Genomic DNA, 12,004 nt, shown 5'->3' on the forward strand with positions numbered 1-12,004 from the left:
ATTTCCTGAGTCTGTCATACGGGTTCAGCCTCTGCTGAACATGATTTTAGGTAGCCACCCTAAATCATTCAGGTTGCAGGAAGGTGGCAACGCAGCGAATCTCCGGGAGCATACATAGGTATGTGACCAGGGTGAGCGAGGAAAGCCAACGCACCTGCAGCGTGAATGATGACGGGTAGATCACACTTTATCGTTTGGATTAAGGGCCTCTGTCAACCGTTGTTGCAATACATTGCGCATTTCAGCGCCAAGTGCGCGGCGTTCACTGTCGGCAAGGATGAAAAGATCTTCTACCCGCTCGCCGATGGTGCTGATGCGTGCACCGTGCAGTGAAACGCCTAAATCAGCAAACACCTCCCCGACGCGCGCCAGCAGCCCCGGCTGATCCAGCGCCACCAGCTCCAGATAGCTGCGGCGGTCGGTATGCGTGGGCAGGAAGTTCACCTCCGTATCTACACTGAAGTGCTTCAGGCGCGGCGACTGGCGGCGCGTGCGCGGCGGCACCCACTGCGTCTGCGTAATGGCCTGCTCCAGCGCCTGGATGATCATCGCATGGCGGTCGGCGGCCAGCGGGCTGCCGTCGGGCTCCAGTACGATAAAGGTATCCATCGCCATGCCATCGCGGCTGGTAAAGATCTGCGCATCATGCACGCTCAGATTGCGACGATCGAGCTCACCGGCTACGGCGGCAAACAGATAGGGGCGATCCGGGCTCCAGATAAAGATCTCCGTGCCGCCGCGCGTGGCGTGCGGGCTCACCAGCACCAGCGGCTTGCTAAGGTCGTGATCGATCAGATGGCGGGCGTGCCAGGCCAGCTGATTTGGCGTGTGGCGCAGGAAATAGTCCGCGCGACAGCGACCCCAGATATGGTGCAGCCGCTCCTCGTTGAGGTTCTCCATGCGTAGCAGCGCCAGCGCCTGCAAGCGGTGATGACGTACGCGCTCACGCAGGTCCGGGCTGTTTTCCATGCCGCGACGCAGTTGCTTCTCGGTGGCAAAAAACAGCTCGCGCAGCAGGCTCTGTTTCCAGCTGTTCCACAGGCTTTCGTTGGTGGCGCAGATATCGGAGACCGTCAGGCACACCAGATAGCGCAGACGATTCTCGTTCTGCATCACTTCGGCGAACTGCTGAATTACCGTCGGGTCCTGAATATCACGGCGCTGCGCCGTTACCGACATGAGCAGGTGATGACGCACCAGCCATGCCACCAGCTGGGTTTCACGTGAATTGAGGCCGTGCATCTCAGCGAAATCCAGCGCATCCTGCGCGCCGAGAATCGAGTGATCGCCGCCGCGCCCTTTGGCGATGTCGTGCAGCAGCGCGGCCATCAGCAGCAGCTCCGGCTGCGGTAAACGCGGCCAGAGCTCCACGCACAGCGGATGCATGGAGCGCGTGGTTTCGCTGGCAAAGCTCTCCAGCTTCTGCAGCACGCGAATGGTGTGCTCATCCACGGTATAGGCGTGGAACAGATCGAACTGCATCTGACCCACAATGTTGCCCCACAGCGGCGTGTAAGCCCACAGCACGCTGTGGCGGTGCATCGGCAGTAGCGCACGCTTTACCGCGCCCGGATGACGCAGAATAGCCATGAACGTCTGCCGCGCCTCAGCGATCTGGCACAGCGGCTGCTTCAGGTGGCGCCGCGCATAGCGCAGCTGGCGCAGCGTCGTCGAGTAGATACCGGTGATATTTTGGTTACGCACCATGACATAAAACATGCGCAGAATGGCCTGCGGTTCACGCTCGAACAGGGCGGGATCGCGCAGGTCAATCAGGCTGCCGCGCAGCTGGAAGTCGTCGTCGATGCTGCGCGGCTTTTCGGTGGTGGAGAGCGCCAGAATCGCCTCATCAAACAGCTGCAGCAGCATCTGATTCAGCTCGCCGATGCGACGCGTGACGCGATAGAAATCCTTCATCATGCGCTCAACCGGCTCATTACCTTCACCAAGGTAGTTGAGGCGCTGTGCGACGGTAAGCTGGCGATCAAACAGCAGGCGATTATCGTAGCGCGGCAGGCTCAGGTGCAGAGCAAAACGGATGCGCCAGAGAAACGTCTGGCACTCGTTGATCTCATTGCGTTCGGCTTCGGTCAGAAAGCCAAAGCCTACCATTTCATCCATCGTGGTGGCGCCAAAATGGCGGCGCGCGACCCACTGCAGCGTGTGAATATCACGCAGTCCGCCCGGGCTGCTTTTAATATCCGGCTCCAGGTTGTAGCTGGTGCCGTGATAGCGCTGATGGCGCTCCTGCTGCTCGTCAATTTTGGCGGCGAAGAAACGCGAGGAGGGCCAGAAACCGTCGCTGAAAATGTTCTTTTGCAGCTCAAGGAACAGGGCGACATCGCCGGTCAGCATACGTGATTCAATCAGGTTGGTGGCGACGGTAAGGTCTGATAACCCCTCCAGCAAACACTCTTCCAGCGTCCGCACGCTATGGCCAACTTCCAGCTTGAGATCCCACATTAGCGTCAACAGCTCCGACGCGCGCCGGGCGGCATCGTCATCCAGCGGCTGACGGCTGAGGATCAGGACATCAATATCGGACAGCGGGTGCAGCTCACCCCGGCCGTAGCCGCCCACGGCAACCAGCGCGATCTCTTTAATCTGGTCAAAACCAAAGAAGCGCCACAGCCGGCGCAACAGGCGGTCAATAAACAGCGTGCGGACATCGATCAGCGACTCAATGTCGCTGCCGGCGTCAAAGGCGATGCCCAGATGCTGCTGAAACTGCTCCAGATACTGTTTGAGTTTTTCACGCGTGAGGGCTTCATCGGGCCAGCTGGCAGGGGAATCGGTCAGGCCTTTGTGTACTGCTTCGGTCACGCTACCACTCATTGACATGCCTCTTCGTCACCATAAAAAAAGCCGGCTATTAGCCGGCCTGATTATCTCATGAAGATCGTTACGCGTTATTTTCCAGCACCGCCGGAATTGTGTCATCTGCACGCAGCGTCAGGATCTCACAGCCGTTTTCTGTCACCACAATAGTATGCTCGTACTGTGCGGACAAGCTGCGATCTTTGGTTTTCACCGTCCAGCCATCCTTCATGGTACGGATGCGGTAATCGCCGGCATTGACCATCGGTTCAACGGTAAAGGTCATGCCCGCCTGCAGGACCACGCCGCTGTCGTCAGCATCGTAGTGCAGCACCTGCGGCTCTTCATGGAAGCCCTTGCCGATGCCGTGGCCGCAATATTCACGCACCACGGAGAAATCCTGTGCTTCAACATACTTCTGAATTGCACGGCCCAGCTCGCGCAGGCGAATGCCCGGTTTTACCAGACGCAGCGCAATATAGAGGCTCTCCTGGGTGACGCGGCAGAGGCGCTCGCCCTGGATGGTGGGTTTACCCACGATAAACATCTTCGAGGTATCGCCGTGATACTCATCTTTGATCACCGTGACATCCACGTTAACGATATCGCCATCTTTCAGCACGCGGTCGTCAGCCGGAATACCGTGACACACCACTTCATTGACCGAAATGCAGACGGATTTCGGGAAGCCGTGATAGCCGAGGCAGGCGGAGATAGCCTGCTGCTTTTCAGTGATGTGAGCGTGACAGAGGCGGTCAAGTTCACCGGTAGTGACGCCCGGCACCACGTGCGGAGCGATCATTTCCAGCACCTCGGCAGCCAGACGGCCCGCCACGCGCATTTTTTCAATTTCTTCTGGGGTTTTGATTGAGATGGCCATTAAATAATCCGCAATCGCCGAAATTTTCAGCAATAATGAGTTCTGTGGCACTCATGTTAGCAGCCAGAAAATGGGCTGCCAAATCGGGATTGTCCCACGCTTCGCGCGCCAACAACTGTTGGCGTATTCCTGTGCTTTATGGTATAAAGCGCGCCGACGATTCTCTGTCACTTCGTATGAAGCGGCAGGAAACGCATAAATCTCATTATGTGTACTAAAACACACATGTATCGACACATACGCCGGGGTGCCTTGAAAGAGGTCGGTTGTATGGGATACATGGAGGCCCAACCCCAAACTACTTTTAGAGGTAATCATGGCAACTGTTTCCATGCGCGACATGCTCAAGGCTGGTGTTCACTTCGGTCACCAGACCCGTTACTGGAACCCGAAAATGAAGCCATTCATCTTCGGTGCACGTAACAAGGTTCACATCATCAACCTTGAGAAAACTGTACCAATGTTCAACGAAGCTCTGGCTGAGTTGCAGAAAATTTCTTCGCGTAAAGGCAAAATCCTTTTCGTTGGTACTAAGCGCGCTGCTGCCGAATCGGTAAAAGAGTCAGCACTGAGCTGCGACCAGTTCTTCGTTAACCACCGCTGGTTGGGTGGTATGCTGACTAACTGGAAAACCGTTCGTCAGTCAATCAAACGCCTGAAAGATCTGGAAACTCAGTCTCAGGACGGTACTTTCGACAAACTGACCAAGAAAGAAGCATTGATGCGTGCTCGTGAACTGGCCAAGCTGGAAAACAGCCTGGGCGGTATCAAAGATATGGGCGGTCTGCCGGATGCACTGTTCGTTGTTGATGCTGACCACGAACACATCGCCATCAAAGAAGCAAACAACCTGGGTATCCCGGTATTTGCTATCGTTGATACTAACTCTGATCCAGACGGCGTTGATTTCGTTATCCCAGGTAACGACGATGCAATCCGTGCTGTAAGCCTGTACCTGACTGCTGTAGCGACCACCGTGCGCGAAGGCCGTTCTCAGGACCTGGCTGAGCAGGCTGAAGAAGCGTCTTTAGAAAACGCTTAATAAGGTTCGCTCTTTCTGAGAGCCCTTAGACATCAGATGTTATCTGTTAAGGGGGCCGCACAGGCCCCTTTATTTTATCTAAGTTTGTCACGCTCAGCGCTGAGCGAGCGGGGCAGAGTAAATTTTCCGCAACAAGTTTCTGGCAGTGTGAAAGCACACAGAGACGAATCGAGGATTCTGGAATGGCTGATATTACCGCTGCATTGGTAAAAGAACTGCGTGAGCGTACTGGCGCAGGCATGATGGACTGCAAAAAAGCGCTGACCGAAGCGAACGGCGACATTGAGCTGGCGATTGAGAACATGCGTAAGTCTGGCGCGATCAAAGCCGCTAAGAAAGCAGGCAACGTTGCTGCTGATGGCGTGATCAAAACCAAAATCGCTGACGGTTTCGCAGCGATTCTGGAAGTTAACTGCCAGACCGACTTCGTGGCTAAAGATGGCGGTTTCCAGGCTTTCGCTGACAAAGTGCTGGATGCAGCCGTTGCGGGTAAAGTGACTGATGTTGACGTTCTGAAAGCGCAGTTCGAAGAAGAACGCGTAGCGCTGGTTGCGAAAATCGGTGAGAACATCAACATCCGTCGTATTGCTATCCTGGAAGGCGCTCAGCTGAACAGCTATCAGCACGGTGCACGTATCGGCGTTGTGGTTTCAACTACGGGTGCTGATGAAGAGCTGAGCAAGCAAGTAGCAATGCACATTGCGGCGAGCAAGCCTGAGTTCGTTAAGCCAGAAGATGTGTCTGCTGACGTGGTTGAGAAAGAGCACCAGGTTCAGCTGGACATCGCTATGCAGTCTGGCAAGCCAAAAGAGATCGCTGAAAAGATGGTTGAAGGCCGCATGAAGAAATTCACCGGCGAAGTGTCTCTGACCGGTCAGGCGTTCGTAATCGATCCTTCCAAGACCGTAGGTCAGGCTCTGAAAGAGAAAGGCGCTGACGTCATCAACTTCATCCGCTTCGAAGTGGGCGAAGGCATTGAGAAAGTTGAATCTGACTTCGCAGCAGAAGTTGCTGCAATGTCCAAACAGTCTTAATGATTTGCCGGAACCGCCGCAAGGCGGTTCTTTTTTGTCTGCGTTTTGGCGCAGCGTTTTTCAGTGTCATCCCAATAGCTTTTCTCACGCGTTAAGCGGATGATCGATCAGATTAAACTTCTCATTCATCTTATCTTCCAGGAAGAATTGACCATGGCGACCAACGCAAAACCTGTATATCAACGTATCTTACTGAAACTGAGTGGCGAAGCACTGCAAGGTGCCGAAGGTTTTGGTATCGACGCGAGCGTGCTTGACCGTATGGCGCAAGAGGTGAAAGAGCTGGTTGAGCTGGGCATCCAGGTGGGTGTGGTGATTGGCGGGGGTAACCTGTTCCGCGGTGCGGGCCTGGCGCAGGCCGGGATGAACCGTGTGGTGGGCGATCACATGGGTATGCTGGCGACCGTGATGAACGGCCTGGCTATGCGTGATGCGCTGCACCGTGCCTATGTCAACGCGCGTCTGATGTCGGCTATTCCGCTGAATGGCGTGTGCGACAACTACAGCTGGGCAGAGGCTATCAGCCTGCTGCGCAACAACCGCGTCGTGATCTTCTCAGCCGGTACGGGCAACCCGTTCTTTACCACTGATTCAGCGGCCTGCCTGCGCGGTATTGAAATCGAAGCGGATGTGGTACTGAAAGCCACCAAGGTTGATGGTGTCTACTCGGCCGATCCGGTGAAGAGCCCGGATGCAACGCTGTACGATCAGCTGACATATGCTGAAGTACTGGATAAAGAGCTTAAAGTGATGGATCTTGCCGCCTTTACGCTGGCGCGCGACCATCAGCTGCCTATCCGCGTCTTTAATATGAACAAGCCTGGTGCACTGCGTCGCGTTGTGATGGGTGAAAAAGAAGGCACCCTGATTACGCATTAATACCCGACGCAAGATAAAATAAGGTATATTCTGTTGACGCGCAGCCTGAACGCCGCGCGTTTTATCCGCACTGTTTGCGTTGCAGGAAGGCGGCAAGTGAGTGAGTCGCCGGGAGCTTACATCAGTAAGTGACCGGTGTGAGCGAATGTAGCTAACGCACCTGCAGCGCGAAATATGCCGGGTATCAGGATGATCGATGTTTATCGATACCACTTCCGACGCTCGGAAATGGCCAGGTCAAACCGAATCCAAGGGTTTCAACGTGATTAACGATATTAAAAAAGATGCTGAAACGCGCATGGACAAATGCGTGGAAGCATTCAAAAACACCATCAGCAAAGTGCGCACCGGTCGTGCTTCACCTTCACTGCTCGACGGCATCATGGTGCCTTACTACGGCACGCCGACGCCACTGCGTCAGGTTGCGAGCGTAACGGTGGAAGACTCCCGCACGCTGAAAATCAACGTGTTTGACCGCTCGCTGAGCGCAGCCGTTGAGAAAGCGATCATGACCTCTGATCTGGGTCTGAACCCAAGCTCAGCCGGTAGCGACATCCGTGTTCCGCTGCCAGCACTGACGGAAGAGCGCCGTAAAGATCTGATCAAAATCGTGCGCGGTGAAGCCGAGCAGGGCCGTGTCTCTGTGCGTAACGTGCGCCGTGACGCGAACGACAAGATCAAAGCGCTGCTGAAAGACAAAGAGATCAGCGAAGACGACGAACGTCGTGCGCAGGATGAGATCCAGAAAATGACCGACGTCAGCATCAAGCACGTTGATGCAGCGCTGGCTGAGAAAGAGAAGGAGCTGATGGAGTTCTGATTCCGTCACTCTTACGTATACCCGTCACACGGGTATAAAACGCCGTACAGATTTGTGTTCGTTGTGAATACACTCTGGCGGCGTTTTACATTGTGCCTGGCGCTGATGCTGGCACCCTCCACGACTTCACAGGGATAGCATGATGAAGCGATTAACTCTGCTGGGCTCCACCGGCTCGATTGGCACCAGTACGCTGGCGGTCGTCGCGGCCAATCCTGAGCTGTACCAGGTTACCGCGCTGGTGGCTGGCCAGAACGTAGCGCTGATGACCGAACAGTGTCAGCAATTTACTCCCCGCTATGCTGCGATGGCAGACGACGCTTCTGCCACCGCGCTGCGTGAGCGACTGAGAGCACTCAATATCAAGACCGAAGTGCTCTCCGGCGTTCAGGCTGCCTGCGAGCTGGCTGCGCTGGATGATGTTGATCAGGTCATGGCCGCCATTGTCGGCGCTTCCGGCCTGCCGCCTACGCTGGCCGCAATCCGCGCCGGCAAAACCGTGCTGCTGGCTAACAAAGAGTCCCTTGTCACATGCGGCCGCTTGTTTATGGAGGCGGTACGCCATCATCAGGCGCAGCTGCTGCCGGTCGATAGCGAGCACAACGCCATTTTTCAGAGTTTGCCCGCTTCCATACAGCATCAGTTGGGGTACGCTGACTTGCGGGAGAGTGGCATTGAGTCGATTCTCCTTACGGGATCGGGTGGTCCTTTTCGTGACACGCCATTAGCCGATTTAGCGATGATGTCGCCAGACCAGGCCTGTGCGCATCCGAACTGGTCAATGGGGCGTAAAATCTCCGTTGATTCGGCCACCATGATGAATAAAGGTCTTGAATACATTGAAGCCCGCTGGCTCTTTAACGCTTCCGCCGCACAGATGGAAGTCATCCTGCATCCGCAGTCGGTGATTCACTCCATGGTGCGCTATTGTGACGGCAGCGTACTGGCACAGCTGGGTTCACCCGATATGCGTACGCCAATCGCCCACAGCATGGCCTGGCCAGCGCGTATTACAGCTGGCGTGACGCCGCTGGATTTCACCCGAATGAAAGCGCTGACGTTTGCCGAGCCGGATTATGAACGCTATCCCTGCCTGAAACTGGCCATCGATGCGTGTTCAGCCGGCCAGGCAGCCACGACTATGCTGAACGCAGCAAACGAAGTGGCGGTGGCCGCATTCCTGCAGCATCAGATCCGCTTTACCGCTATCGCAGCCATCAACAGTGAGGTGCTGGCGAGCCTGACGTGTCAGGAGCCGGGCAGCATTGATGATGTACTGGAGATCGATCGGTTAGCGCGGAACCGGGCCACGGAACTGCTGCCGCGTTTTCATTTAGCAGGTTGATTGTCCCCGCTATTTGTTCGCTCAGGGTGAAAATGGTATAGTCGCTCGCTCGCGTTTCACGGCCCGACATTGTTTTGATGTCATCCGGCGCAGTTGCCGGTGTTTGCCGCAGGCGCAATGTATTCAGAAACCACAGCATTTCTGATGAAAGGAATTATTACGCGTTATGTCGTCCAACAATCACAACACAATCGATGACGAGTCGTACTGTACGCCACGTCACGTGGCCATCATTATGGATGGTAATGGTCGCTGGGCAAAAAATCAGGGCAAACTGCGTATTTCAGGCCACAAAGCCGGGGTAAAATCAGTACGCCGTGCCGTCAGCTTTGCGGTCAGCCACAAGCTGGAAGCGCTCACGCTCTATGCGTTCAGCAGTGAAAACTGGAGCCGGCCGGCACAGGAAGTAACCGCATTAATGGAGCTGTTTGTCTGGGCGCTGGATAGCGAAGTTAAAAGCCTGCACAAACACAACGTCCGTCTGCGTGTTATCGGCGATATCGGCCGTTTTAATCACCGTATTCAGGAGCGTATTCGTCGCGCCGAGGAACTGACTCAGCAAAATAATGGACTAACCCTCAACATTGCTGCCAACTATGGCGGACGTTGGGATATTATCCAGGGTGCCAGAAAACTGGCCGAACAGGTTCAGGAAGGTCTGCTGCGTCCTGACCAGATAACTGAAGAGAGCCTGGCTCCGTATTTGTGTATGCAGGAGCTGGCGCCAGTGGATTTAGTGATAAGGACCGGGGGAGAGCATCGGATTAGCAACTTCCTGCTGTGGCAGATCGCCTATGCTGAGTTTTGGTTTACCGACGTTCTCTGGCCTGATTTTGATGAACACGTTTTTGAAGGTGCACTGAATGCATTCTCTCTGCGAGAGCGTCGCTACGGCGGCGCTGCACCAGGCAGCACCTGAGCAACCTGGGGGTAACCTTTGCTGAAGTCTCGTCTGATCACCGCGTTTATTTTAATTCCGCTGGTGATCGCTGCACTGTTCTGGTTACCGCTGTCGGGTTTTGCGATTACCACCATTATCATCTGCATGCTTGCCGCCTGGGAGTGGGGACAGCTTGCGGGTATGGCATCGCGTCAGCAACGTATCTGGCTGGCCGTGCTTTGCGGGCTGCTGCTCTCGGCGATGCTCTTTAGCCTGCAACCCTATCAACGCAATCTGCACCAGTTCCAGATGGAGAGCTCGCTCTGGGCGTCGCTGGGCTGGTGGATTGTCGCGCTATTTTTAGTGCTGTTCTATCCCGCTTCTGCTGTGCTATGGCGCGGTTCACGTCCGCTGCGCCTGCTGTTTGGCATTCTTACCGTCGTGCCCTTCTTCTGGGGCATGCTGGCTCTGCGCCAGTATCACTACGATACCGATCACTTTGCGGGCGCCTGGTGGCTGCTGTTTGTGATGTTCCTCGTGTGGGGCGCGGATTCCGGCGCTTACATGTTTGGCCGCCTGTTCGGCAAACACAAACTAGCACCGAAAGTGTCACCGGGTAAAACCTGGGAAGGCTTCTTCGGTGGACTGCTCTCCTCGGCGATTATTGCGTGGCTGTTTGCGCTGCTGGCGCCGCTCTCCGTGGCGCCGGGCACACTTATTATCTGTGCGGTGATTGCCACGCTGGCCTCGGTGCTGGGCGATCTCACGGAAAGCATGTTTAAACGTGAAGCCGGTATCAAAGACAGCGGTAACCTGATTCCTGGCCACGGTGGTATCCTCGACCGCATTGATAGCCTGACAGCCGCAGTGCCGGTATTTGCCTGCCTGCTGCTGCTGGTGTTCCGCACCCTCTGAGGATAAGCGACAATGTTGAGCATACTCTGGAGTTTTGTCGCCTTTATCGTGGCGCTCGGCGTACTGATTACCGTGCACGAGTTTGGCCATTTCTGGGTCGCGCGCCGTTGTGGTGTCAAAGTTGAGCGCTTCTCTATTGGCTTTGGTAAAGCGCTCTGGCGCCGCAGCGATCGCCAGGGCACCGAATATGTCATCGCACTGATTCCGCTTGGCGGCTACGTTAAAATGCTCGACGAACGCGTCGAGAGCGTGCCGGCGGAGTTACGTCACCAGGCTTTCAACAATAAAACCGTGCTGCAGCGTGCCTCAATTATTGCCGCCGGCCCCATCGCCAATTTCATCTTTGCCATCTTCGCCTGGTGGGTGGTCTTCATCCATGGCGTCCCCGGCGTGCGTCCGGTTGTCGGTGAAATACTGAACGGTTCCGTCGCAGCTGAAGCGCAAATTAGCGCCGGCATGGAACTTAAAGCGGTTGACGGTATCGAAACGCCTGATTGGGATGCAGTGCGCATGGCGCTGATTGGCAAAATCGGTGACGACAGCGCAACGCTGACCGTCTCGCAGTTTGGCGAAGAGGCCACGCAGCAGAAGCAGTTGAACCTGCATGACTGGCAATTTGAGCCGGATAAGCAGGATCCGGTGGTCGCGTTAGGTATTCGTCCGCGCGGGCCGCAGATTGAAACGACGCTGGCAGAAGTGCAGGCGAACTCACCGGCAAGTGCTGCCGGTTTGCAAGCAGGCGACAGGATCGTTAAAGTCGATGGTCAGTCACTGGCGCAGTGGCAGACTTTTGCGGCACAGGTGCGGGATAATCCGGGTAAACCGATGGCGCTGGCGGTTGAGCGTAACGGCGAGCCGGTTACGCTAACGCTGACGCCAGAAGCGAAACCTGGCAATAACGCGGAAGGCTTTGCGGGCGTCATTCCCCGCGTCATCCCGCTGCCGGATGAGTACAAAACGGTAAAACAGTACGGACCTTTTGCCGCTATCGGTGAAGCCAGTGTCAAAACCTGGCAACTGATGAAGCTCACGGTCTCCATGCTGGGCAAGTTGATAACCGGTGATGTAAAGCTTAATAACCTGAGCGGGCCAATTTCTATTGCGCAGGGTGCCGGGTTATCAGCGGAATATGGGGTGATTTACTACCTGATGTTCCTGGCGCTGATTAGCGTCAACTTAGGGATCATCAATCTGTTCCCTCTGCCGGTATTAGATGGTGGACATCTGCTCTTTCTGGCGATCGAAAAGATCAAAGGTGGACCGGTGTCCGAACGAGTTCAGGACTTCAGTTATCGCATTGGCTCGATTCTGCTGGTGTTATTAATGGGGCTTGCACTTTTCAATGATTTCTCACGTCTGTAATAGCCGGAACGCAGACAGGCGCGGGATGTG

10 protein-coding genes are annotated in these 12,004 nt (G+C 55.4%); 8 read left to right on the forward strand and 2 right to left on the reverse strand.

What is annotated here, in order from left to right:
• Positions 1–180: 180 nt before the first annotated feature.
• Positions 181–2,835, reverse strand: coding sequence for a bifunctional uridylyltransferase/uridylyl-removing protein GlnD (gene glnD, locus HA48_RS11315; protein WP_128601399.1), 2,655 nt, complete (start codon positions 2,833–2,835; stop codon positions 181–183).
• A 67-nt stretch (positions 2,836–2,902) separates the two neighbouring features.
• Positions 2,903–3,697 (reverse strand): type I methionyl aminopeptidase, encoded by a 795-nt coding sequence (gene map / locus HA48_RS11320; RefSeq protein ID WP_128601400.1) that lies wholly within the window; start codon positions 3,695–3,697, stop codon positions 2,903–2,905.
• 316 nt (positions 3,698–4,013) lie between these two features.
• Here map and rpsB point away from each other — a divergent pair, with 316 nt between their 5' ends.
• From rpsB to rseP, 8 genes are all read left to right on the forward strand, one after another.
• Positions 4,014–4,739 (forward strand): 30S ribosomal protein S2, encoded by a 726-nt coding sequence (rpsB, locus tag HA48_RS11325; protein WP_139807983.1) that lies wholly within the window; start codon positions 4,014–4,016, stop codon positions 4,737–4,739.
• 182 nt (positions 4,740–4,921) lie between these two features.
• On the forward strand, positions 4,922–5,773 hold the full coding sequence (gene tsf, locus HA48_RS11330; protein WP_128601401.1) for a translation elongation factor Ts: 852 nt from the start codon (positions 4,922–4,924) through the stop codon (positions 5,771–5,773).
• A 153-nt stretch (positions 5,774–5,926) separates the two neighbouring features.
• Positions 5,927–6,652, forward strand: coding sequence for a UMP kinase (gene pyrH / locus HA48_RS11335; RefSeq protein WP_128601402.1), 726 nt, complete (start codon positions 5,927–5,929; stop codon positions 6,650–6,652).
• 262 nt (positions 6,653–6,914) lie between these two features.
• The gene (frr, locus tag HA48_RS11340) at positions 6,915–7,472 is read left to right on the forward strand and encodes a ribosome recycling factor (RefSeq protein WP_128601403.1); all 558 of its coding nucleotides are present in this window, start codon (positions 6,915–6,917) and stop codon (positions 7,470–7,472) included.
• A 142-nt stretch (positions 7,473–7,614) separates the two neighbouring features.
• Entirely contained in the window at positions 7,615–8,817 is a 1,203-nt protein-coding gene (ispC, locus tag HA48_RS11345) for a 1-deoxy-D-xylulose-5-phosphate reductoisomerase (protein ID WP_208613127.1), read from the forward strand.
• Between the two features lie 166 nt (positions 8,818–8,983).
• Complete coding sequence (gene ispU / locus HA48_RS11350; protein WP_128601405.1) at positions 8,984–9,736, forward strand: (2E,6E)-farnesyl-diphosphate-specific ditrans,polycis-undecaprenyl-diphosphate synthase; 753 nt, start codon at positions 8,984–8,986, stop codon at positions 9,734–9,736.
• Positions 9,737–9,754: 18 nt separating this feature from the next.
• Positions 9,755–10,612: a phosphatidate cytidylyltransferase gene (gene cdsA, locus HA48_RS11355; RefSeq protein ID WP_128601406.1), complete on the forward strand. Its 858-nt coding sequence runs from the start codon at positions 9,755–9,757 to the stop codon at positions 10,610–10,612.
• A 12-nt stretch (positions 10,613–10,624) separates the two neighbouring features.
• Complete coding sequence (gene rseP, locus HA48_RS11360; protein WP_128601407.1) at positions 10,625–11,974, forward strand: sigma E protease regulator RseP; 1,350 nt, start codon at positions 10,625–10,627, stop codon at positions 11,972–11,974.
• The last annotated feature ends 30 nt before the right edge of the window (positions 11,975–12,004 follow it).

The organism is Pantoea wallisii (assembly GCF_002095485.1).
GTDB classification, from domain to species: Bacteria; Pseudomonadota; Gammaproteobacteria; order Enterobacterales; family Enterobacteriaceae; genus Pantoea; species Pantoea wallisii.